This window comes from Phytohabitans flavus (assembly GCF_011764545.1).
GTDB classification, from domain to species: domain Bacteria; phylum Actinomycetota; class Actinomycetes; order Mycobacteriales; family Micromonosporaceae; genus Phytohabitans; species Phytohabitans flavus.
On the sequence record NZ_AP022870.1, the window covers coordinates 1573666 to 1595458 of the forward strand.

Here is a 21793-nt window from a genome sequence, read left to right on the forward strand (position 1 = left end):
CACAGGATCTCCCGGCGGCCGCAGCGGCGTAGGCACAGGGGTTGACGAGGCTACTACGCCCTGCGATGCTACGTCGCACGTAGCAAATTGGAGGGAACGTGACCGGACTGTCGCACCTCGGCAGGTTCTCCGAGCCGGCGTTGTTGATCCTGATCAGCCTGGCCGCGGGGCCAAGCACGGCTACGCGATGCAGGAAGACATCGCCGCGTTGACCGGCGAGCGACCAGGCCCGGGCACGCTCTACGGCGCTATCCGGCGTCTGGAGGAGCAGCGGTTGATCGAGCAAATGCCGGAGCAGGACCGCCGTAAGCCGTACCGCCTGACTGATCTGGGCGCGCGGGCGTTACAGGCCGAACTCGTGCGCATCCGCACGGTGGCCAGCACCGGCCTGCGTCGGTTGGCGACAGCCTGATGCGCGCGACGGTGATCCGCCTCGTCATGGCGCTGTACCCGGCACCGGTCCGCGACCGCTACGGCGCCGAGCTCACCGACCTGCTCGCGCACTCGACCCGACCGTGGCGCGACGCCGTTGATGTCGGCCGGTGCGCACTTGCCGATCGGGCGGCGACATGGACGTGGGCCCGTAGCCGCCCGCAGCTTCTCCGGTTGGCGTGGCTCGCCGCCGCACCGTTGGGATTCGGCCTGGCCGCGCTGGTCGTGGCGGTCGGTGTGGTCGGCATCGTCACAGCGTGGGTGGAGGACGGCGGGTACGAGACCGCCGGCGCCGCCCCCTACGCCGGCCGCGACGCGTCCGCTATCGTCCGCGACGGCATCGCCGGCAACCTCTCTCCCGCCGTCAGTCCTGCCGCCTTCAGCGTATCGATCCTGCTGAGCATGCTGGCGGTGTGTGGGATGATCGCCGCGCTGACGCTACTAGTGGCCCCACGGCACCACCTCGTGGCACCGGTTCTGACCCTGCCGGCGTCGTTGACCGTGGGAATACTGGCCATCGCGAACCTGCCGATCGTCGGCGACGTGCTCGGCCAGACACGGTCAGCCACCGTGCTGTCCGCGCTGTGCTGGTGCGCGGCAATGCTCACCCTGGGCGTCGTGATCACCGTGCTCATCCGGCAAGGGCACACCCGCATCGCCGTGGCGGTCCTCGTCATCGGTGGCCTTGCGACGCTCGAACTGACCTCTGCGCTGTACGCGAGCGCCGCTCGACCGGCCGCTGCGGACGGGGTCTCGGCGTTCAGCGTATGGCCCCTGAGCATCGGCGGGTTCGCGGATCCGTCCCGAATCTCCACCGACACGCTCGGGAGCCTGCCAGCCATGCTCACGATGTGCACGACGTTCGCCCTCACACGCGTCGCGGCCATCGCCGTACATCAGCGCAAGGCGCGCTTTCTCAAATCGCAAAAGCCCACCACACGATCCCAGCACGCGTAGGCCCGCGAAAGCTGTGTCACCTGAGCCGCTGCGCACCCGGACCGACGCGTCAACAGCACCAGCCACACGTTGGCTCTCGCCCATCAGCGACAACACCACATCAACAGGACTGGCCGGATGTGTCGATGCCGGTGTGCTCGTGGTTAGGCGGATCGGGCGGTGGCGGCGAGTGCGTATGTGGCGAGGGCGCAGTAGACGACGCCGGCGGCGCGGTCGAGGGTTCGTAGGCGCAGCCGGGGGCTAGGCGGCGTAGGTGTCAGGAAGAACACGGCGGTTTTGGGATTGAGCGCGCCGACAACCAGGCCGTTGCGGAACGCGGCCCAGACCCCGCGGCGGTCTTGCTGTTCAACGGTCATGTTGGCGAGCGTGCCTTCCGCGCGGGATCGGAATGCCTTCCAGGCAAGCCACAGGAGCCATGCGACACCGGCGAGCCGGACGATGGTGAATATCTCGGCGCTGGTTGCGATGATTGCGGACACGCTCGCCGAGCTCGCCGCGAAGATCGTCCTTACGCTGCACTCCGACGAGGCGATCGGCCTGCACCGGCTGATGATCACTGAAGCCCACAGCTTCCCGGACCTGGCCAAGCGCTTCTACCGAGACGGACCCCAGGCCTACATCACAGCGCTGAACGAACGGCTCCCCGAGCCCGACACCGCACAAGCCCAGGCACTGTTCACGCTGCTGCTGGGCGAGCCACACCGGCAGCGCCTGCTCGGGCTGCGCGCCGCACCCAGCCGCGCCACGGCGGCCGCCCATGCGCGCGCCGCACTCGCCCAGCTCAGCCTCACCGAAGTCATTGGTTAAGAAATTCACGGTCACGCTCTGAACCGAGCGCTCCGGGGTTTCGTGGTGCACGCGCAGGCCGTCGACAACGCCTGCCGACAGCGAACCACCGACCCCGCAGCCGCGGGAAAGGAGTGGCACATGCACAGTGTCAGCGATCCCACCACGAGGCAGCCAACGAGCCGGCCGCGGCGCAAGCGGTCGCTTCAGTGGCTCGCCCGGCTCGTCGTCGCGTTCGGCCTACTGGTCACCTCCGCGACGGTTGTCGCGGCTCCCGCCTCGGCATACGTCGGTTCCAACGTTCTCAGGAACCACCAGACCGGACGCTGTCTGACCTTCATCAAGAACGGTATCTACACCGAACCCTGCAATCGAGCGGATCCCAACCAGATCTGGCAGCCGCTGTTTCAGTTCAAGCTGGGAAACGACATCGTGATCCTGTGGAATCCGCGCCACCGCGTGTGCGTGTACCCGTACGGCTGGCTGTCGGGCAAGAACCGCGGCGAGGTCAATGTGGGGCGTAAGCAGAGTGAGTGCGCTGCCGGTCGCCGCGGGTTCTGGGAGGCGAGAGGCACGGGCTGGCATTCGGTGAACTTCGTGACCTATCTGCCCCCGTATCCTTGCCTGGACAGCAACTACGCTGGCGACGCCTATTACTACCCGTGCATCGCGGGCAACAGGCACCAGATGTGGAAGCTCGGACTGTAAAGCATTAGAGTGCGGCGGCGTCCGGCCCGCGAAAAACCTCGCGGTGTCCGGACCCGTCGTGTCTGCTCTTCCTCGTGCGTGTTGTGAACCACGTTACGAGGGCTCAAGTGAACCCGTCGTGGTGGCCACCCGTCCTGCATGGACCCCCGACCAGCTCGGTTCGGGGTCCGAGCAGACCGGGAGGACTCGTGTCTAACGAGGTGCTGGCGCATGCGGACGTGCGCCGCGACGATGTGACGGCGGCGGCCGTATGGTTGCGCGATCGGGTGGTGGACACGCCGCTGGTGCGTTCGGCCACATTGGACCGGATCGCTGGCGCGCGCCTTTGGTTGAAGGCCGAAAACCTCCAGATCGGCGGGTCGTACAAGTTTCGAGGAGCGCTGCGGGCCGTCAGCCAGATCGCACAGCGCGGTGAGCATCGAGGCGTGATCGCGCAAAGTACGGGTAACCACGCGCTCGCCGTCGCGATGGCCGCGGAGTGGTACGGCCTGACCGCCACCGCCGTGCTGCCGATCGATGCCCCGGCCGCCAAGGTCGCCAGCATCAAGGACAGCGGTGCCCGGGTGGAGCTTGCCGGCACGACGGTTTGGCGGCGGCTGGAGGTCGTCGACCGGTTGCAGGCAGCCAGCGGCGACGCCGTGCTGGACGCATACGACCATCCGAGCGTGATCGCCGGACAGGGGAGCGCGACCTGGGACCTCGTCGAGGCGGTCGATCGGCGCGGTACCTCGCTGGATGCCGTCGTCGTCCCGGTCGGCGGCGGTGGCGGCGTGGCCGGGGCGTGTCTCGCGCTTGAGGGTCGTGAAACCGCCGTATACGGCGTGGAGCCCGTCGGTTGTGACTCGCTGGCCCGGAGCCTGGACGCCGGCCGGCGGATCGCCGTACCGCCGGCGCCCACTCTCGCCGACGGGCTCCGGCCGTCGCTGGTCGGCCGGCTTCCGTTCGAGATCCTCCGGACGAGGGTCGCCGGCGTGGTGCCGGTGGACGATGACGACATCGGCTTGGCGGTGTGTCTCGCGCTCTTCCACACCAAGCTGCTGCTCGAACCGTCCGGTGCCGCGGGCCTGGCCGGTGCGTTGCGGTTGGCCGCGAGTGGGTCGTACACCGACATCGGCGTCGTACTTACGGGCGGAAATGCCGAGGCGGGTCTGATCGCGCGGCTGGTCGCCGAGTATGGCGCCACGAGGGCGGGTTCCGGCGGGGGCGGCGAGAAGGGTAGGCGTGCGTGAGCGCCGACTCGAAGGTCCGGGTGGCGGTAATCTTCGGCGGCCGCAGCGCCGAGCACGGTGTGTCCTGTTCCTCGGCCGCGAGCATTGTGCGGTACCTGTGCCGCGAGCGGTACGAGGTGACGCCCGTGCGGATCGACCAGGACGGCGTGTGGACGATCGGAGACGACCGACCCGTGCTCGACGGCCTCGACACGGCCACACTGCTGGACATGACGCGCGACCCGGCCGGGCCCAGGCCCACCGCCCTGGAAAGCATGTGGAGAGCGTTGAGCCGGCTCAGCGACAAAGTCGATGTCGCCTTTCCCGCCCTGCATGGCGGACACGGTGAAGACGGCACGATCCAGTCCGCACTGGACTTCTTTGGGATCCCTTACGTCGGCAGCAGCGTCGTCGCCTGCGGCATCGGGATGGACAAGGAGCTGACTAAGAAGCTCCTCGCCGATGCTCGTCTACGCGTCGCGGACAGCGTGACACTGCGAGGATCCGCAGACGACGTGAGCCCGGAGGACCGGGCGCGGCTCGGGCTGCCGGTCTTCGTCAAGCCGGCGCGTGAGGGGTCGAGTGTCGGTGTATCCAAAGTAGAGGGCTGGGCATCGCTCACCAGGGCCGTCGCGGTGGCACGTAAGACCGGCTTGTCGAAGGTGCTCGTGGAGGCTGAGGTACCTGGACGGGAGATCGATGTCGGAGTGCTGGAGTACCCCGACGGTCGGGTGGTCGCCGGGCCACCGCTCGAGATCCGGTATCCCGACGAGCATTCGTTCTTCGACTTCGACGCCAAGTACCACAGCGACCAGACCATCTTCGACATCCCGGCGGACCTGCCCGCGGCGGTGACGGCAGCCGTTCAGGCACAGGCGGTTGAGGCGTTTCACGTCCTTGGGTGTGCGGGCCTGCTCCGGGTCGACTTTTTCCTGCCCTCGGTCGACGGGAGTGAGGATCCGGTTGTGGTGGTGAATGAGGTAAACACGATGCCCGGGTTCACCGCGATGTCCCAGTTCCCTCGGATGTGGAGCGCGGCCGGCCTGGAGTACCCGGCGCTGCTCGACGTGCTCGTCGAAACCGCCCTCGCGCGGTGGTACAGCCTACGCGCTCCGCGCGGTTAGCCTCAGGCGGCGGGCCGGTTGCTCCTCGCGATGGAGGGGCAACCGGCCCGGGGCGGGACCTTGTGGACAGTTCAGGCCGGGCTAGGCCGGCGTCGAAGGTCCACGGTCGACGAACGAAAACGTGTTGGAGCCGTCGGCGTCGCCGATCTCTTGAGCGATCAGGCCTTCCGCGCTGTCCACAAGGTAGACGCCACCCGAGCCGCCGATGGTGTAAGTGGGGAGTCCGCCGGCAGGCTTCCCCATCGACGCCTCGACGGTGAAGAGCTGCTCCTGATCGGCGGTGTTACATGCCGCGGCGACGATGGTCAGCGGGTTCACCCCGTTTTCCTTCACCCGAAGGCAGGACGTGGCGCCGTTCGCACCCACGTTCGCCGTCTTGATCTGGAACCGGCCGCCGGCCGGCGTAAGGATGAAGAGTCCCCTGTCCGTGCTGCCCTTGGCCAGGACCAAGCGATCCGTGCCGTCCAGCGTCAGGAGCGAGTCGGGTGTACCGGCCGGCGCGATCGCGACCTGCCGCTCGCCGCGCAGGATGGCGCCCTCGCCGCCGCCCGCGCCGTTCGCGGGAGGACTTGAGGCCGGTGGGCTCGACGTGGCGAGGCTGCCCGGGGTCGGAGTGGGCGCGGCGGCCTGGCCGCCGTCATCCCCACCCGAGCAGGCACCCAGCGAGGCGACAGCCGCGGTCAGCAAAGCAGTAGCAGGAATTCTCAGTTTGTTCATAGCCACCACGACGGGCGAACCGGACCGCCCGTTCGGGTGACATACGTCGCATTCCGGTGCCCTGGTTCAGACGGTGCTTCTCGCCCCGGGGACGGGACCTCGGGCGATACGAACGTCGTGGCAGGCCTCGGCGGCGAGTTTGTTGGCGAGTTGATTTGAGTGGACCGCATCGCGGGCGAGGAATACGCAGGTCGGGCCGGAGCCGGCGATGATGCTGGCAAGCGCGCCAGCGGCTTGTCCTGCGCTGAGCGTCCGGGCGAGGTCGGGGCGTAAAGAGAGCGCGGCTGGTTGTAGGTCATTGCCGAGTGCGGCGGCGAGCATGGCGGGGTCACGTTCGCGCAGAGCCACGAGCAGTTTGGCCGGGAGGCTGGGCCGTGTGCGGGGGGTAGCTGCTGTCTCGGCGCGGAGGCGATCGAGTTCCGCGTACACGTCTGGAGTGGACAGTCCACTGTCGGCGATGGCGAGAACCCAGTACCAGGTGGTTGGCCGGTGTGGGATGGCTTTGACGGCCTCGCCTCGGCCGATGCCAAGCGCGGTGCCGCCACGTATGAGAAAGGGCACGTCGGAGCCGAGGGTGGCGGCGATCGAGGCGAGTTCGTGGCCGGAGAGTCGGGTGTCCCAAAGTGCGTCGCAGGCGACGAGGGTCGCGGCGGCGTCCGCGCTGCCGCCGGCGAGTCCGGCGGCGAGTGGAATTTGCTTGCGCAGATGCAGCCGCGCGGCGGCGGGCACGCGCGCGTGCGAGGCGAGCGCGCGTGCGGCGCGGATCACGAGGTTGCTGTCGTCGTGGGCGAGCTCACCGGTGCCCTCGCCCTCCATCGTCAAGGAGAGTGTGTCATCGTGCCAGGCGGTGATCTCGTCGTACAGCGAGATGGCCTGAAAGACGGTGCTGAGCTCGTGGAAGCCGTCGCCGCGCAACGGGCCGACAGCCAGATGCAGGTTGATCTTGGCGGGCACACGGACGTGCACAGGGTTGGGCTGGGACATGGCACCTCCACACAGGACACGTTTCTGCTTACGGAGGGCCCAACGGCCTGAATCACACACTGGTTCAGGACAACCGCGTGCGATCTTCCACACCGCGCCGTCGGAGGCGAGCACGACACGCGGGGCCGCGGCTCGACCTACCGAACCGCGGCCCGACGCGTGTACTGGATCGCTTGAATGCTGTTGGGTTTAGGGCTTGTGCTTGTCCACGCCGTAGCCGTTGCACTGCCGGCCGCCGTTGATGCAGTGCTTGACCAGCTCGACGAGCCTGGCCTGGTCCCACCCGTTCATGAAGTCGTAATGAAAGGAGTAGCTGGCGCCGGAGGAGAACGCCAATCCCTTCGTGTTGCCCCCGGAGAGCTTGTAGGCGATTTTGGACTGGAGCATCGGCAGCGCGACCGGGTGGCTCTGCGGGCAGAGGCCCTGCACCGGATACGTCATGTGGGACTTGTGGTCGGGTGTGTCGAGATGCACGCCGTCCCAGCAGCTCGGCGCCTTGTAGCGGACGACCAGCACGTTGCCCGACGGGCACGAGGAGGCGATTTCCTGTGAAGCGCCCCGGCCGCAGCTCCACTCGCCGCCGAAGGCCGCCGCGTTCGGGGTGCGCATGTCGCCGACGAGCAGGCGGAAGCCGGGCGGAAACGGGCGGACGGTGCGATAGTCCTTCACCCCCGACTTGTAGTAAAAGGTGACGGTGCTGACCTCGACAGGTTGACCGTTGCGCAGCAGCGTCGGAAACCAGTACGACGCGGTGTCGCCCTTGTCCTCGCAGGAGCTCACGCCGGTGCGGACCAGCGACTCCGGTGTGGAGTACGCGTCGACGACGGTATTGCCGACGAACGTGTGGTTGTGCGAGGCGCCGGGCTGGCCGGGAAAGACGATCGGGTCGTCGCTGGCCCGCTTGGTCACCTCGCAGTTGGCATGCATCTCGCGGTATTGCGCGAACGGCGGCTTACCCGGGGGCGCGGCCAGCGGCCGCACCGGGTTGGGCAGCGTGATGTATTTCCCGCCGGTCGGGACGCTCGGTTTGCCGCTCGTGGTCGGCGAGGCGCTCGCCGCGCATCCGGTGTGCGTAGCGTGCGCGCCGCCGGAAGGGCACGCCTGCGGTGCCGTAGTGGTCGGGGTGGGTTGGGTCGGAGCCGCCGTCTGGCGTGGCTTGTGCCGTTCGTGGTCCTCGTGCCGGCTGGACGCCGCGGTCTGCGCGGAGGCGCCACCGCCGTCCGCCTCCCGCAGCACCGGGATGGCCGCGACGACCGCGGCGACGACGAGTGTGCCGAGCACGGCGACCCGCCGACGCATGGCGCGGCGGCCGGGTGGTCTCTGCATCGTTCTAGTCCTCCTTGCGGTGACGGAGGTCTCACCTCCGCGCTAACGGTCGTGGGGACGCTAGCGACGGCTCGGGCCCCCGGTCATGAGCCCAAAGGCCCAGAAACGCCATTCGAGGTGGCCCAATCCAGCGGAATCACGACTGGTCAGTGAACGGGTGAGGGCCGGCGTACGTCGTGATGGCGTACCCATGAGCGAGTTAGGAGGCGCGGGAACCGTGCGAACCGCTTCTACCCTGCGCGTGAGCCAGGTGCTTCGCCGGCTCCGCGGCCGATCGGGGCGGCGACCCGGCCGCCGGCTGGGGCGCCGCACGATGGCCATCGTCCTGGCCTGCCTCGCCGCCCTGCCAGCGGTCGTCGCCGGCATCGGCTGGAGCGTATCCGCGGCGGTCGACGATAACCTCACGGGGCGGCCCATCCCGGATCACCAACTGGCCGAGATCGTCAGCGCCACCAGCTCCTGCCCGATGCTGACCCCCGCCCGCGTCGCCGGCCAGCTGATGGCTGAGTCCGGGCTCAACTCCACCGCCGTCCGCACGAAGTCCGGCGGGCGCGGCATCGCGGGTCTGGACGATCAGGACTGGAAGCGGTGGGCGCCGTGGCCGAACGCGGTGCGTACGGACAGTTCGGCGAACATCCTCGCGCTCGCCCACCAGATGTGTGACCTCAGTGGACAGCTGCGGGTGGCGAACGTGCCCGGCGATCGATGGCGTCTTTCGCTCGCCGCGTTCCGGTCCGGGCTGACTGCGGTCGAGGAGGAGCGCGGTATTCCCGACTCAGCCGCCGACTATGTGGACGAGGCCGTCGGGTACGCGAGCTACTACGCCAGGCAGCCGAAGTTCGGCGGTCCCGGCGGACAGCCTGTCCCGACCACGCCACCGGCCAACGCCAAACCCCTGCCCGCCGAGTACGTCCAGCCCGTACTCGCCGCCGGCAAGGTGTGCCAGCAGGTAACGCCGGCCGCCGTCGCCGCCGTGCTGATGGCCGCGTCCGGGTTTCAACCGAACCTGCTCGGCCGCAACGGCGAACGAGGGATCGCCCAGTTCCGGACCGACCTCTGGCGGCGCTACGGTCCAGCGGACGGTTCCGCCTGGGAGCCCGCCGACGCTATCCCGGCGGTCGGGACCGCGCTCTGCACGCTGATCACCGAGCTGTCCGCCATCAGTGGGGATCCCTACGTTTTGGCTCTCTCCGCCTTCCGTATGGGGCCGGACGCGGTCCGCCAGGCGGGCGGCACACCGAATGCCGCCACCCACGCTTTCCTCGGGAACGTCGCGTCCTACACCCCTACTACCAGCTCGACACCAGACTCGCCGCCGCCCCCACAACGCCGGCGCCGACCACACCATCCCAGCGATCCGCAACATCGCGGCCCTCGACGCCCGCGCCACCAGACCCCGCGCCAACACCGACGGCCCAGGACACGCGGCCGGCGACCCGCGACAACCAGCCTCCGGTCAAGGCTGCGAACGCCGGCAACGCCGTGACCTTCGGGCCGTACTTCATCTACAACGACGCCACCAAGCTCTGCGTCGACCTGCCCGGAACCGGCCCCGGCAAGTTCTCCGGCCCGGTGAACCAGCGGGCATGCGCCAAGACCGGACAGGACAACCAGGAGTGGACCTTCGTGCGGCGCGGCGTCGACGCCGACGGGTACGTGCTCTATTGGATCCGCAACGTGGACGACAACAACTGCTTCGACCCTCCGGGTACCGGGACGGTGCGGGGCGGCAGCCAGCTCGGCGAGACGAAGTGCTGGGACGAGGACAACCAGTACTTCCGCCTCGAGCCACGGTTTGTCAGCGGCGGCTTCCAGTACTACCGGATCCGCAACACCGTCACAGGTCTGTGCGTCGACGTACCCGGCGTAGCGGTGACGACCCCCGACCTCCGGTTGACGCTCAGCTCCTGCCTGGCGGTACCCGACGATCAGGACTGGGCCCTCGTCCAGAAATCGGAGTGGGAGTGATCGGCCGCGTCGTACCGGATGCGCCGCTCGTCGAGGCGGCCGCGATCTGCCTGGCGGCGCTGCTGTTCGCCGCCGCGGCGGCGTTGCTACTAGGCGGTCGCCGGACCGGTCCGAAAACACCCGGGCCGCCGGTCGACAGCCCAACCCAGGAGTTGCCGGCCGTCCGCTACGGCGACCAGGAGCGGCCCGCCGCTCCGCCGCCGAGGGCCGCACCTCCTGGCCCGCCAGCGCAGGTCAGCGTGAGGGAGCCGGCGCAGCCGGCGGCCCAGGAGCGGGTCGCGCTCGTCGGCCAGCTGCAAGCGGGTGGCCTGGCCGTTGCCGTGTCGTTGAACGGGGTACGTGGTGACGCGCTCGCCGCACCCTTCGGCTGGCGGGGGAGGGGCAGGCGGCGCCGCTGGCCGTGATGCCGGTCGTCCTGGGCGAGCGGGGCGGCCAGCGGCTCGTCGCAGACCTCGCCCGCTGCCCGGACGTGCTGACCGTCCTGGGGGCGAAGCCGCACCGCGTGCGCTACGTCCTGCGCCTGGCCCGGCAGGTGCTTGCCATCGGTTGCCAGGTCACCATCCTCGGTGACGTTTTCGGCGGTTCCGTACCGGCGGGCTGCCGTCGCGCCGCGGAGATGTCCGATGTGGACCACTCGGCCGCGCCTGGCATCGTGGTCTGTGGCCCGCTCAGCCGCGCCGCCGGGAGCGCCGCCCTGCGGCTGCGCGCCTCCGGCGGCCCGGTGCCGGTCGTTCTCGGCGATGTGCCAGCATCCCGCTGGTCGGTCTGGCTGAAGGCACCGCGACCGACGGCACCGGCGCTCCCGCGGGCGGGCTGACGAAGATCTGGGCTTCGCCCTGGGCCCCACCGGGACTTTCGACCCACGCGTCCCGATACCCACCGTGATTAGCGTCCCTCGCGAGTCGCAAGTCGACACCCAGGAGGGAAGCAGGCGATGGTTGCCAGCGTTACGAAGCGGACCGAGGCGGACGCCGACCTCGAACGGCGAATGGGAGCGGTCGTCCAGGCCAACGCCGAGCCGCTCCTCTACTTTCTGCTGCGTCTGACCCGTGGCCAGCGCGAGCTCGCCGAGGATCTGCTGCAGGAGACGATGCTGCGGGCGTGGCGCCGGCTGGACGAGCTGCCGGACGACGCGTCCGTGGTCCGCAGGTGGCTTTTCACTGTGGCCCGGCACCTGGTCATCGACTGGTCCCGTGCCCGCACAGCCCGCCCGCCGGAGGTCTACGCCGTCGACCTGACCTGGGTACAGGCGCCCGACCAGCCCGTCGATGGGCTGGTCGACCGCTTCGCGCTGCGCGACGCCCTGCACCGGCTGACTCCCGAGCACCGCGCCGTCCTGGTGGAGCTGTACTACGCCGGGAGGTCGGTGGCGGAGGTGGCCGCGCGGGCCGGCATCCCGGAGGGGACCGTCCGGTCACGTGCTTTCTACGCGCTGCGCGCCGCACGCGGATTCCTCGGCGGCGATGGGTCTTTCTGGTGAGCGACGGGCGCTAGCTGACCGTTATCTTGTCGATGTCCGGTGGCGGGGACGTCTCGCTGTACAGGGTGATGGCAACGCGTCCGGCGGGAACAGCGGCGGTGAAGCTGAAAGTGCGGGGGAGTACCCAGCTCGTGCCGTTCGCCGTGAAGGTTCGCGGCGCCGCGCTGTTGATGGCCACGGTGATTTCGCGCTCGCCGCTGGCCTCGTAGGTGACGGTGACGGTCCGGGTGCCGGCGGTGGGCACGTTCAGGTAGACGACGACCGTGCCGAGGTAGCGCACGCGGGCGCCGCCGTCACACGTGGCGCAGGAGGTGACCCGCGCGCCCCCAGAGATGGTGTTGTCCGGGTCCTCGGCCTGGACGCTGACTGGACTGAACCGTACCGGCGCCGAGGTCCGTGGCGGCGCGGGCTTTGGTGGCGGCCCCTGGGTGCGCGGAGGTGCGGGGTGGCTTGAGGCGGTCGCCCGTACCGGCGGGGCGACGTCGGCGCGGTGGTCGGCCTCGCGGTTGGCGCGGCCGCTGACGTGGGCGTACCGGACGGCGTCGCCGTGGCGTCCACAGGTGCCACGGGATCTGGCAGGTGATGCGGTGTCGTCGGCTGTGGGCTGCGCTCCGCACTGGCGGTCTTGCCGGCCTGGCTATCGAATCGCACAGCGCTTGTCAGCGCGACGACGCCGAGCGCCGCCAGCGCGACGGCGCCGGCCACCCGCAAAGGCCCGGGCCGGCTCCGCTTGGTTTGTCCTTCGTCCGCCGCGTCCATGGCCCAGACAGTAGAGCGCCGACCCCCGCCGATCCTGAGGCGAAAGGCCCAGCCGAGGGCCCAGCATGCGATCGCGGATCAACACGCGCGGGCGGTGAACCGAGGTCGTTCCGGAGCCGTTGTGCCGGCGCGAGATTGCGCGACCATCCCCCGTTCCTACCTCCCAGGAGGGCAAGAATGACTGCGAGCTGGTTGGTCCGGAGCCGAGTGGCTGGCCCGAGTAGGACGATCGCGTTGCTGGCCATCGTGATGCTCGCCCTCGGCTATGTCGTGTTCACCTCGACGAGGTCGGCTGCTGTCGCTGGGGAACGCGTGAGGTTCGTGAACATGACGGGCGAGCCATTGTGGATCGGCTCGGGCGTCAACGCCGACGGCTCACGACCGATCGGCGATCTTCCCAGCCTGGATGCGGGGGAGTCGGACATCGTCGTCATCCCCGACAGCGAGGAGCCGATGCATTGGCGCGGGCGGTTTTTCGCGCGGCAGCGCTGTAGCGGGCAGTCCGGCAGCACGTTCCATTGTCTCGTCGGCGACTGCGGCGTCTACGCGGACCGCTGTGAAAAGGTAGCGGAGCCGGTGAGCCTGGCCGAGTTCAACTTCGACCAGAAGAACCGCGCCGCACCCTGGTACAACGTCAGCTACGTCGACGCGGTGTCTTTGACAATCACCATCGAGGCGCCAGGCTCGACCCGACCGGTCGTGGCGGGCAGCTGCGCGCGGTGGGACTGCTCCGGCGGGCAGCTGCTCGCCGCGTGTCCCCGGGCATACGCGGTCTACGACCCACAGCGTGGTGACAGAGTGAACTGTGTCAACCCCAATCGGGACGCGGAAAGTGACTACACGGCGGCGATCCGTGCCTACGGCCCGCGGGCGTACGCGTGGTCCACTCACGACCGGGTCCCCGGCAACGAGACGATGTTCAACTGCCCCGGATGCGCGGACTTCGTGGTCACCTTCCGCAGCGCGGGAGCTGCGAGGGTCGCACCGACCACGAACAACCAGGTCCAGTCCTACTCCGTCAAAAAGCCCCGTGGCTCGGAGCCGTCCACATTCACTCTGCGCGGATTCGCGGACAAGTGCGTCAATGTACCGGGCGGTGTCTCGGCCGACGGCGCGCAGTTGCAGCTGTGGGACTGCAACGGCCAACGCGCGCAGGACTTTTCGCGCGGCCCCAACGGCTCACTTGTGGCGCTCGGCAAGTGCATGGACGTCGCCTGGGCGTCGCGGGACAACGGGGCCAAGGTCCAGCTCGCGCACTGCAACGGGGGGCCGGCGCAGGTTTGGGTCGTGGACGGATCTGCCCTGCGCAACCCGCATTCGAACAAGTGCCTCGACGTCCGCGAGCGGAACACCGCCAACGGCGCGCCGCTGCAGATCTGGGAGTGCAACCCCGGTCAGGCCGACCAGTCCTGGCGCCTTACTGGCCGCCCGCCGGTAAACCCCGGGCCGAAGCCCGCGCCGAGGAAGTCGACGGTGCGCAAGGTGACTGGTGACAGCGGCCCTGAGGTGGCCGACGAGCAGAGGGTGGTCGACCTCACCAATCAGGAGCGGGCGGCGGGAGGCTGCGGGCCGCTCAGGGTCAACGCCAGGTTGGCGAAGGCGGCCAGACTTCACAGCGAGGACCAGGCGGCACACAACCACATGTCGCACATCAGCAGCGATGGCAGCGATCCGTGGCAACGCGCCCGGCGCTCCGGATACGACAACGCGATCGGCGAGAACGTGGCCATGGGGTACCGCGGCCCGGCGGCCGTTCTGCACGGCTGGATGACCAGTGAAGGTCACAGAAGGAACATTCTCAACTGCGCCGCGAGGTCGATCGGCGTCGGGCTGGCATATGCGAGCAATGGCACGCCGTACTGGACACAAATGTTTGGTTCGACTGACTGACAGGTCACGACGGGGCGAATTTTGAACCTCCCGGACGCCAGTCCGTAGAAGGACGGAGATGGGAGGAACCGAATGGAACGCGGTTGTGGAAGCAGGCTGCTGAGGCTGTGGGCGGCGCTGCTGCTGGCGGTCCTGTCAGTGCCGCTCGGCCCGGCGGATTTGGCTGCCGCCGAGGCTCCGGGCGAGACCGGCAGATACTACATCGTCCGACCGCCGGTCGACGGCCAGCGGGAGTACCTGTACGACATCGCCCTGCGTACCCTCGGCAACGGCAACCGGTTCCGCGAGATCATCGAACTCAACAAGGGCCGGAAGCAGCCCGACGGGGCTACCTTCACCGACGGCGTCGAGCTCGGCCCTGGCTGGATCCTCGTGCTGCCGCGCGACGCCCGGGGTGAGGGTGTGCGCGCCGGTGCGCTTCCGCCGATCGGCGCCCAGTCCGCCCGCCCTCGGCCAAGCACGGCAGCCCCGCGGTCGAGTGCCGCGACACCGCAGGGGTCGCCGAGCCCCACCGCGACGCGACCGCCCTCGCGGAGCCCGGCCACGTCACCCCCAGCGGTCGATCCGGCGGCCACCGTGGCCGCCGGATCGCCGCCGACCACGGAGCCACACCGGCTGGCTACCTTCGGCCGCGTTTTGACCTGGGGCGGTGCCGGTGTGCTCGCCGTGCTGCTCGGACTCGGCCTGCTCACAATCGTCCGCCGGAGCCTGCACCGGATGCGTCCGGTGCCCGTCGAGAACGGCCCCTGGCCGCCCCAACGCCATCACACACCGACGCCGGCCGAGCTCGGCATGCTCGCCGCAGCCGGGGCGCGGGTCCCGCCGGTTCCGCCGCTGGCGGCGGAACAGTGGATGTCCGAACCCTTGCTCTCCGAGCTGTCCATGATGGAGCCAGGATTGGCCGAGCATCAGCTGGCCGCGCACGGGCTGGAAGAGCCGGTGATGGCCGAGCAGCGGCTGGCGGACCTGCGGACGACGGAGCTGACCCAGCTGCACACGGCGGACCTGCGTACGACGGCTCCGGTCGCCACGCCGCCCGCGCCGCACTGGCCTCCCGCGCTCACCGCCTGGCCCACACCCGAGCCCTTCACACCGCCGTCGCCGGGGCTGAACGGAACGGAGGCCGCCGGCGTGCCTTGGGACACATCGGACCTACCCCGCCCGGCGTTGCCGGCGGACGACGACGTGCCCTACGTCCGGGCCGACATGGTCAGCGAGGTCGGACCGATCCTGGTACGCCTGGCCGGGGTCGCGACCGGGCCGACCACGCCGCCGTACGCCTGGCTAGCCCAGACCGAGCTGGCGCCCGCCGCGTCCGTGCCGCTGGTGCTGGGCGGTAAGGGACCGTGGCGGTTCCACGTCGACCTGGGCCGTACCCCGGACGTCTTCACCCTTGTCGGCGCCGCGGAAGACTGCCGCCGCCTGGCCGCGGGGTACGCGCGCCAGCTGCACGCGGGCGGGGTCGCCGTGGCGGTTGTCGGTGACGCACTCGGTCCCGAGCTGTTCGACGGCTGCCAGAGCCTCGCGGCGATTCCGGAGCCGGACGCCCTGCCGGCCGATCCGTGCGTCGTCATCACGGCTGGTCTAGCGGAGGGAGCGGGAGCCGAGATGCGGGGGCTGGTCGCCGCCACGCGTGGCCGCTGTGTGCCGATGGTCATCGGGCAGGTCGCGGACAGCCGGTGGTCGGCTCAGATAGGGCTCGACGACTGAAGCCACGGCAGGACGGCCGGCAGCGGTCCCCGCTCCAACTGCCGGACCCGCCGCCAGCGGCCCGCGTCGACGGCATACGCGTGGCGGACCCGCACCCGCCCGTACGAACGGCTCCCGAGAATCAACTCCACCCGCGCCATGCGCAGCCTTTCCACCTGACTACGCACCCGGGTGAGGGGAGCGAGGGCGTCGGCGGTCGACCACACGTCGATCGCGCGGTCCCGTGGCACCCGCAGGTCGAGCAGCAACCGTCCAACTTGGACCGGTGGCGGTTGGCGGTACAGGCGCAGCCAACCGCGTGGCAGGGGGACCCGGGTTGCCGGCACGAGGGCGTACGCACGGCGGGTGCCGGAGGTAGGCCAGCGGCGCACGTCGTTGGGCAGGCCGGCGAGTGAATGCGCCGAGGAGGTGCACCGGATCCGCAACGACACGCCGTCCGACTCGCCCGCCGGCACAAGCTCACCGGGGCCCTCCACCTGAAATCTGTCCATGGTGGACACCTGGTTCAGGCGGCCCGCGGGTAGCAGGTACGCCTCGTGGAGGCCGCGCAGATGCTGAAGGCGAGCGGGTACGTGCGCGCGCAGCGCCGCCATCGGGATCGCGCCGCCCGGCCCGATCCGGACCCGCAGCAGGTGGCTGCCGGGCGGTACCGACTTGGGATCCAGGAAGGCGACAACGAAGAGTTCGGCGCTGGGTATCCCGTCCGCGACAGACCAGGCGCCCCCCGGCGTGACCACGAACGCCTCGAACTCGTCCGCGTTGACGTACTGCCTGGGCGGCAGCCACGCCGGCCCGTACGCCGGCGCCCGGCGGCCCTCGACGACAAGTGGGGGGCGGGGAAAGGGCGCAAGCGATACGGCCGGCGGCTTCTTCGGCGGCGGCGCCGGCGGCGGGTCGGCCGGGACCGCTTGGTGCCGTGGCGCGGATCGCGGTGGGTCTGGTGCCCGCAGCATCCTGAGCGTGGCCCGGAACGCGTGCAGGTCGGATGCCTCTTGGTGCGGCTCCAGCGGCCCCGCGTGCGGTCCGTCTGGCAACGGGAGCGCGGTATCGCCGCCGCGTGGCACAAGGACGCGTACGTCCGCCGGCGGGGCGGCCTCCGCCACCGGCGATCTGTCCGGCCGCGACCAGGCGCGGAGAACGACGCCAGGTCGTTCCGATGCCGGCACCAGGAGGCCATCCGGTGTTGTACGCAGGACCGGCGGGCCGGTGGCGAATCGTGGGCGGTAGGCGTGCCACTCCACGGGCTCGCCCGCGTGGTCGAGGGCGCGCAGGTCGCGCTGTCCGTCGATCAGTTCGGCGCCACCACCGGGTGGCGGTGTCCACACCGTGGCGCCGGTCGTCTCGGCCAGCGCCAGCGCCTGCGCGGCGAGGACGTGCTGTTCGTCCAGATCGGACGGCCAGGTCAGCCAGAGCCGCAGGTCGCTGCCGTAGAGCGGGAGGTCGCCCAGGAGCGCGGCGAGCTGCCCGCCGCTGTACACCCGCTGCGTGCCGCCGTAGTCGCCGACCAGGAACCCGCCGGCCCGTGCCGTGACCGCGACGGTTACGAGCCCGCCCGAGGCGGTACCGAGCTGGTGGGCGGTGGCGCGCCGGGTGACGAAGTCGGCCCTTGTGGCGAGGACCAGCCCTCCCCGAAGCGGCAGGCCGACGACGCCCTTGCGAGGGTGGACCAGGCCACGGTCCACAGTGAACCAACCGGGCAGCGGGGTGGCCAGGTCGGGTGGCTGGATCACGAGCCAGTCCTTCGGACGGTGGCTGGCCCTGTCGAGCGGTACGGCGTGCAACGGTCCGGTCCCGTCGCGCCCAGCGTGGTGCCGGATCACCGCGCCGTCCGGGCCGACCAGGACGTCGTGCGCGAGCAACCCGGCGACCTCACTGAGCAGGCCGGAGTGGCGGGCTCCGTCGTCGGTGAGGATCCGTACGTCGTTCGCGGCCTCGCCGGAGCGCCGGACCAGGTCGGCGATGGACCGCGGGGTGAGGAGCCGGTCGGGCCGTGCCGGCAGTACCAGGCCGCCGCGCGGCCCGGGTTCGAGCCAGAGATCGAACAGTCCGGTGATCCGTCGATGCTTCCGGGGATCGAAGCGGCGGGTGACCGGCAACACGGGGATGTCCGCGTTGCCCGCCGTCTTCATCGCGTACATGTGCTCTCTCACCACCGTCCGCTCCGGGCGACACACACCGGTGTGCACGGCACACGGCCATCGGGACCCGGGACTCGCCATCGCCTGGTCTCGTGCTGTTCGTCCTCACGACGGATCGCACCGGACGCTGGTTCAGATCAAGTTGAAAGTCGATCGGGATCGGATTGAACGCACCGCGCTCTGATCCGGTGTAGAAGGTGACCGCCCGGCTGATCGGCGGCTCACGGAAGGAGGAGACAGCGGTGTTGGCGAAGCGCTCAACATTCGGACGCCTGCTCGCTGCCGTAGCGATCCTCGGGTGCCTTGTCGTGGGGACCGCCGGGACCGCGGTGGCTCAGAAGGCCCCACAGGATCCGCAGGCGTACGTCAAGTACTACGTCGTCGCCGCGGAGTACCAGGGCCAGCCGGAGAACCTCACCGAGATCGCGACCCGGCTCCTCGGCAGCGGCGAGCGATCGGCGGAGATCTACAACCTGAACGCCGGCCGGGTCCAACCGGACGGGGCGAGCCTGGCCGACCCGGCCAGGCTCAATTCCGGCTGGTACCTGGTGCTGCCGTGGGACGCCGTCGGCGAAGGGGTGGAGATCGGCCAGATCCCGACCGGCCCGAAGCCGACCACGCCGGCGTCCAAGCCCGGAGGGTCGCCCGCCCCGACCGGCAGCGCCAGCCCGTCGCCCACCCAGACCCACCGAAGCGGGGGTACCGCCGAGGGCTGCACCGCGACGGCCGCGTCCAGCGGTCGCTCGGACTGGGCCCAACTGCGGCTGGCGGCCGAAGGCGCCTGGGACCTCAGCCGCGGCAACGGCGTCGTCGTGGCCGTGGTCGACTCCGGGGTGGACGGCATGCTCGAGCAGCTGAGCGGCCGGGTCGCCGTTGGCGCGGACGTGACCGCCGGGTCCGGACGAGGCGACGTCGACTGCCTGGGGACAGGTACCGCGATGGCGAGCCTCATCGCCGCCAACGCGAGCACCAGCAAGACTCCCGTCGGCATCGCGCCGGATGCCACCATCCTGCCCGTCCGGATGGTCGGAGAGTCGGCGAACGGCCGCCCGATGGACGCGGCGAACGCCATCGAGGTGGCGGTGAGCGCGGGCGCCTCCGTCCTGGCCCTGGGTTCACACGTCGACCTGTCCGCCCCCGATGTCGTCGCCTCCCTTGTCACCGCGCTCAACCACGATGTGGTCGTAGTGGCGGGCGCCCCGACCAAACCGTTCACGCTCCCGTCGCCCACCGAGCCCTCCGCCACCGGCGCCTTGCTGCTGGCCGGCGGCGTGGGCGCCGACAACCAGCTCGTCGAGGACTACCAGCCGAATGCGGTGGAGGTGGTCGCGCCCGCGGCGGACGTAGCGGGCATCGGGCCCGGGCACGCGGGCGCGCTGAGCTATACGGGAACACGGTTCGCGGTGGCTTTCGCCGCCGGCCAGGCCGCGCTGATCCGGGCGGCGTATCCGGAGCTCACCGCTGTCCAGGTCGAGCGGCGCATCCAGGAGACCGCAGACAAGCTCGGGACGCAAACACCCGATGGCCGCTACGGCTTCGGCTTGATCAATCCCGGCGCCTCGGTCGCGCAGGCCGCCGACGGCGGGCAACCGGCCCCGAACCAGCCCAACGGCGGTGGCCGTGGTGGCGCGGCCCTCCCGATCTTCTTCGGTATCTTGCTGATCGCCGGCGGCGCAATCACCATCGTCGCCATACGCGTCCGCCGACGCCATGCGTAGCCGGAGCCTGCCCGCGCACCCGGCGAGCTACGTCGATCCGTGTCTACGGCTATCCTCGCGGTGACGACCGTGGTCACCGACGCGTGGCGCGGGCACGACCGTGAATTTGCGATCCGTCCGTCAGGGAGGCCGTCATTGTCGGCGCTGTCCAGCGGGGCTGTTGAACCGTCCGCCCCGGACGAGCCTGACGTCAAGCCGGTCGCGGCTGAGGCCTTCATGCGGCAGATCGTCGACGAGTACCGCCGGCCCCTGCACCGCTTCCTTACCCGCCTGCTGCTGGGGCAGCAGGACCTCGCGGAGGACCTGGTCCAGGAGACGTTCCTTCGCGCGTGGCGTAACGCGGAGGCGCTCGCGGCCGACCCGCCGAAGGTCGCGCCCTGGCTCTACACCGTCGCCCGGCGCGTGGCGATCGACGCGCTGCGGGCGCGGCAGGCCCGGCCGCCCGAGGTGAGCCTGCCGGATCTGAACCGGATCGCGGATACCGACGACGAGATGGATCGCGTGGTGAGTGTCCACGCGGTGCGGCTCGCGCTGGGGCGGATCAGTCAGGAGCATCGCGAGGTGCTCGTGGAGATGTACTACCGGGGCGCATCGGTTGCCGAGGCGGCGGCGCGGTTGGGCATTCCGGAGGGTACGGTGAAGTCGAGAGCCTACTACGCGGTACGCGCTCTGCACGCCGCGATGGGCTCGACCGAGTCATCCTGATCCCGGGCTTGGGATACGCACTTAATTGCATCACCCGGTGAGGAGGGGGCTGGATGCGCGCAGACGAGCACCACTCGACGGCCGAGCAGGAGCGGCTGGCCCTCTACCTGCTCGGCGTGTTGGACGGCCCGGAGCGGGACCTGTTCGAAGAGCACCTTGCCAACTGCTGGCACTGCCTCAACGAAGCGGCCGAGGTCGGCCCCTCCGCCAGCGGCCTCACCGGACTGTCCGATGAGGACTGGGATCTCCTCGGCACAGCCCCGAGCCCGGTCCCCGCGCCGGCCGACCCGCCAGCGGTCGCGCCCAGCGGAGGCGGGCCGGCGGGGGAGGGCGGCCGGAGCCCGGGCGGCCCGGTCGGGCGAGGCGGTGTCCGGCCCGGCGGGGCCCGATCTTCTGGTGCTCGCTCTTCCGATGCCCGCCGGGGCTCGCGTCGCCGGCGGATGGCGATCTGGGCCGGTGCGGCGGTGGCGGCGGTCGTCCTGGCATCGGCCGGCGCGGCGGTCGTCGGCGAGTGGGGCGCGGGCAACACGGTGCTGGCCGCCTCGGGCGAGGCGCCGGCCTACGGCGCGAGTCTCTCGGTCTTTATCACCGGCGGGGACAAGGACAGGTCGACGATCCGGATCACGGTGACCGGGTTGCGGCCGGGGATCCGGTACCGGCTGTTCGCGGTGACCCGGGACAGGGCCACTCACGTGGTGCGGGACTGGACGGCGTCGTCCGGACCGCAGGAGGTTACCGGCGAGACATCGTTGTCCATCGACGACCTGGCGTTTATCACGGTGGGTTTGGTGGACGGCTCCGCGATCGTGACGGCGCCGATCTCGCAGGGGCCAGCCACGCCGCGCTGACGGTAGGTAATCGGCGTCACGTGAACCGTGGCATGACGAGAGCCGTAGGGCTCGGGTCATGGAAACCCGCGAGTCACGTGGAGGTAATGTGGCCGCCCCCGGCCGTTCCCGATCGCCATACATCTACAGGACCTTGAGGTTCTCGCCGGCGGCGGGCGCCAGGTACCACGATGTGGCAAGAGCCGCTTTCAAGCTGCTCCGAGACGACCTCAAACAGGCATCAAGGCAAAACGTCGCTCGCGCCCAGACCGCGCTTCGTGGCCTGGGCAAGATGGAGCAGCGCCACCGTGCGAAGCGGTACCGGGGCGACGATTTGGGTGCCGTGCGGGTCCGGC

At 70.1% G+C, this 21793-nt stretch carries 22 protein-coding genes; 16 read left to right on the forward strand and 6 right to left on the reverse strand.

The annotated features are described in order from the left end of the window. Window positions 1-187: 187 nt before the first annotated feature. On the forward strand, window positions 188-412 hold the full coding sequence (locus Pflav_RS06585) for a PadR family transcriptional regulator (RefSeq protein WP_173034528.1): 225 nt from the start codon (window positions 188-190) through the stop codon (window positions 410-412). Continuing rightward, entirely contained in the window at window positions 412-1389 is a 978-nt protein-coding gene (locus Pflav_RS06590) for a hypothetical protein (RefSeq protein ID WP_173034530.1), read from the forward strand. The genes Pflav_RS06585 and Pflav_RS06590 overlap by 1 nt, the downstream gene beginning before the upstream one ends. A gap of 143 nt (window positions 1390-1532) precedes the next feature. On the opposite strand, the gene Pflav_RS43365 is transcribed toward Pflav_RS06590, so the two are convergent. Next, window positions 1533-1946 carry a LysE family translocator gene (locus Pflav_RS43365; protein ID WP_332107736.1) on the reverse strand — a complete coding sequence of 138 codons (414 nt, stop codon included), beginning with the start codon at window positions 1944-1946 and terminating at the stop codon, window positions 1533-1535. On the opposite strand from Pflav_RS43365, the gene Pflav_RS06600 reads away from it, so the two are divergent. From Pflav_RS06600 to Pflav_RS06615, 4 genes are all read left to right on the forward strand, one after another. Next, window positions 1828-2196, forward strand: coding sequence for a TetR/AcrR family transcriptional regulator C-terminal domain-containing protein (locus Pflav_RS06600; RefSeq protein ID WP_232071032.1), 369 nt, complete (start codon window positions 1828-1830; stop codon window positions 2194-2196). The genes Pflav_RS43365 and Pflav_RS06600 overlap by 119 nt on opposite strands. 45 nt (window positions 2197-2241) lie before the next feature. Further along, on the forward strand, window positions 2242-2883 hold the full coding sequence (locus tag Pflav_RS06605; protein ID WP_173034534.1) for a hypothetical protein: 642 nt from the start codon (window positions 2242-2244) through the stop codon (window positions 2881-2883). A 188-nt stretch (window positions 2884-3071) separates the two neighbouring features. Next, a complete protein-coding gene (locus Pflav_RS06610) occupies window positions 3072-4112 on the forward strand; it encodes a threonine ammonia-lyase (protein WP_232071033.1) in 1041 nt (346 codons plus the stop codon). After that, the gene (locus tag Pflav_RS06615) at window positions 4109-5215 is read left to right on the forward strand and encodes a D-alanine--D-alanine ligase family protein (protein ID WP_173034536.1); all 1107 of its coding nucleotides are present in this window, start codon (window positions 4109-4111) and stop codon (window positions 5213-5215) included. The genes Pflav_RS06610 and Pflav_RS06615 overlap by 4 nt, the downstream gene beginning before the upstream one ends. 81 nt (window positions 5216-5296) lie before the next feature. Here the strand turns inward: Pflav_RS06615 and Pflav_RS06620 are convergent, their stop codons facing one another. The 3 genes from Pflav_RS06620 to Pflav_RS06630 all read right to left on the reverse strand — a co-directional run bounded on the left by Pflav_RS06620 (window position 5297) and on the right by Pflav_RS06630 (window position 8242). Beyond that, window positions 5297-5932, reverse strand: coding sequence for a hypothetical protein (locus Pflav_RS06620; protein WP_173034538.1), 636 nt, complete (start codon window positions 5930-5932; stop codon window positions 5297-5299). A gap of 66 nt (window positions 5933-5998) precedes the next feature. Beyond that, window positions 5999-6916, reverse strand: a complete 918-nt coding sequence (locus Pflav_RS06625; RefSeq protein WP_173034540.1) for a 4-(cytidine 5'-diphospho)-2-C-methyl-D-erythritol kinase — start codon at window positions 6914-6916, stop codon at window positions 5999-6001. A 189-nt stretch (window positions 6917-7105) separates the two neighbouring features. Beyond that, window positions 7106-8242, reverse strand: a complete 1137-nt coding sequence (locus Pflav_RS06630) for a DUF1996 domain-containing protein (RefSeq protein ID WP_173034542.1) — start codon at window positions 8240-8242, stop codon at window positions 7106-7108. A 241-nt stretch (window positions 8243-8483) separates the two neighbouring features. Here Pflav_RS06630 and Pflav_RS06635 point away from each other — a divergent pair, with 241 nt between their 5' ends. From Pflav_RS06635 to Pflav_RS06655, 5 genes are all read left to right on the forward strand, one after another. Next, window positions 8484-9728 (forward strand): lysozyme family protein, encoded by a 1245-nt coding sequence (locus Pflav_RS06635; RefSeq protein ID WP_173034544.1) that lies wholly within the window; start codon window positions 8484-8486, stop codon window positions 9726-9728. Beyond that, window positions 9725-10210 (forward strand): RICIN domain-containing protein, encoded by a 486-nt coding sequence (locus Pflav_RS06640; RefSeq protein WP_173034546.1) that lies wholly within the window; start codon window positions 9725-9727, stop codon window positions 10208-10210. Before Pflav_RS06635 ends, Pflav_RS06640 begins: the two co-directional genes overlap by 4 nt. Beyond that, window positions 10207-10614, forward strand: a complete 408-nt coding sequence (locus Pflav_RS06645; RefSeq protein ID WP_173034548.1) for a hypothetical protein — start codon at window positions 10207-10209, stop codon at window positions 10612-10614. Before Pflav_RS06640 ends, Pflav_RS06645 begins: the two co-directional genes overlap by 4 nt. Further along, complete coding sequence (locus Pflav_RS06650; protein ID WP_173034550.1) at window positions 10614-11027, forward strand: hypothetical protein; 414 nt, start codon at window positions 10614-10616, stop codon at window positions 11025-11027. The genes Pflav_RS06645 and Pflav_RS06650 overlap by 1 nt, the downstream gene beginning before the upstream one ends. Before the next feature lie 117 nt (window positions 11028-11144). Then, on the forward strand, window positions 11145-11690 hold the full coding sequence (locus Pflav_RS06655; RefSeq protein WP_232071034.1) for a sigma-70 family RNA polymerase sigma factor: 546 nt from the start codon (window positions 11145-11147) through the stop codon (window positions 11688-11690). Between the two features lie 10 nt (window positions 11691-11700). On the opposite strand, the gene Pflav_RS06660 is transcribed toward Pflav_RS06655, so the two are convergent. Continuing rightward, window positions 11701-11970 (reverse strand): carbohydrate-binding protein, encoded by a 270-nt coding sequence (locus Pflav_RS06660; RefSeq protein WP_173034552.1) that lies wholly within the window; start codon window positions 11968-11970, stop codon window positions 11701-11703. Between the two features lie 686 nt (window positions 11971-12656). Here Pflav_RS06660 and Pflav_RS06665 point away from each other — a divergent pair. After that, window positions 12657-14339 (forward strand): ricin-type beta-trefoil lectin domain protein, encoded by a 1683-nt coding sequence (locus tag Pflav_RS06665; RefSeq protein ID WP_232071035.1) that lies wholly within the window; start codon window positions 12657-12659, stop codon window positions 14337-14339. A gap of 72 nt (window positions 14340-14411) precedes the next feature. Then, window positions 14412-16049, forward strand: a complete 1638-nt coding sequence (locus Pflav_RS06675; protein WP_173034554.1) for a hypothetical protein — start codon at window positions 14412-14414, stop codon at window positions 16047-16049. Here Pflav_RS06675 and Pflav_RS06680 read toward each other — a convergent pair. Continuing rightward, the gene (locus Pflav_RS06680; protein WP_232071036.1) at window positions 16028-18202 is read right to left on the reverse strand and encodes a hypothetical protein; all 2175 of its coding nucleotides are present in this window, start codon (window positions 18200-18202) and stop codon (window positions 16028-16030) included. The genes Pflav_RS06675 and Pflav_RS06680 overlap by 22 nt on opposite strands. 227 nt (window positions 18203-18429) lie before the next feature. Between Pflav_RS06680 and Pflav_RS06685 the strand changes: the two genes are divergently transcribed. The 3 genes from Pflav_RS06685 (at window position 18430) to Pflav_RS06695 (ending at window position 21458) form a co-directional block, all read left to right on the forward strand. Further along, entirely contained in the window at window positions 18430-19905 is a 1476-nt protein-coding gene (locus Pflav_RS06685) for a S8 family serine peptidase (RefSeq protein ID WP_173034556.1), read from the forward strand. Window positions 19906-19974: 69 nt separating this feature from the next. Beyond that, a complete protein-coding gene (locus tag Pflav_RS06690; protein ID WP_232071037.1) occupies window positions 19975-20610 on the forward strand; it encodes a sigma-70 family RNA polymerase sigma factor in 636 nt (211 codons plus the stop codon). Window positions 20611-20663: 53 nt separating this feature from the next. After that, entirely contained in the window at window positions 20664-21458 is a 795-nt protein-coding gene (locus Pflav_RS06695) for a zf-HC2 domain-containing protein (protein WP_173034558.1), read from the forward strand. Window positions 21459-21793: the final 335 nt, after the last annotated feature.

Bases quoted from the DNA above. Each gene is read 5' to 3' on its own strand.
- Pflav_RS06650 (WP_173034550.1), top strand. From the start codon at position 10,614: ATGCCGGTCGTCCTGGGCGAGCGGGGCGGCCAGCGGCTCGTCGCAGAC.
- Pflav_RS06630 (WP_173034542.1), bottom strand. From the start codon at position 8,242: ATGCAGAGACCACCCGGCCGCCGCGCCATGCGTCGGCGGGTCGCCGTG.
- Pflav_RS06585 (WP_173034528.1), top strand. From the start codon at position 188: ATGCAGGAAGACATCGCCGCGTTGACCGGCGAGCGACCAGGCCCGGGC.
- Pflav_RS06590 (WP_173034530.1), top strand. From the start codon at position 412: ATGCGCGCGACGGTGATCCGCCTCGTCATGGCGCTGTACCCGGCACCG.
- Pflav_RS06695 (WP_173034558.1), top strand. From the start codon at position 20,664: ATGCGCGCAGACGAGCACCACTCGACGGCCGAGCAGGAGCGGCTGGCC.
- Pflav_RS06600 (WP_232071032.1), top strand. From the start codon at position 1,828: ATGGTGAATATCTCGGCGCTGGTTGCGATGATTGCGGACACGCTCGCC.
- Pflav_RS06655 (WP_232071034.1), top strand. From the start codon at position 11,145: ATGGTTGCCAGCGTTACGAAGCGGACCGAGGCGGACGCCGACCTCGAA.
- Pflav_RS06625 (WP_173034540.1), bottom strand. From the start codon at position 6,916: ATGTCCCAGCCCAACCCTGTGCACGTCCGTGTGCCCGCCAAGATCAAC.
- Pflav_RS06620 (WP_173034538.1), bottom strand. From the start codon at position 5,932: ATGAACAAACTGAGAATTCCTGCTACTGCTTTGCTGACCGCGGCTGTC.
- Pflav_RS06675 (WP_173034554.1), top strand. From the start codon at position 14,412: ATGGAACGCGGTTGTGGAAGCAGGCTGCTGAGGCTGTGGGCGGCGCTG.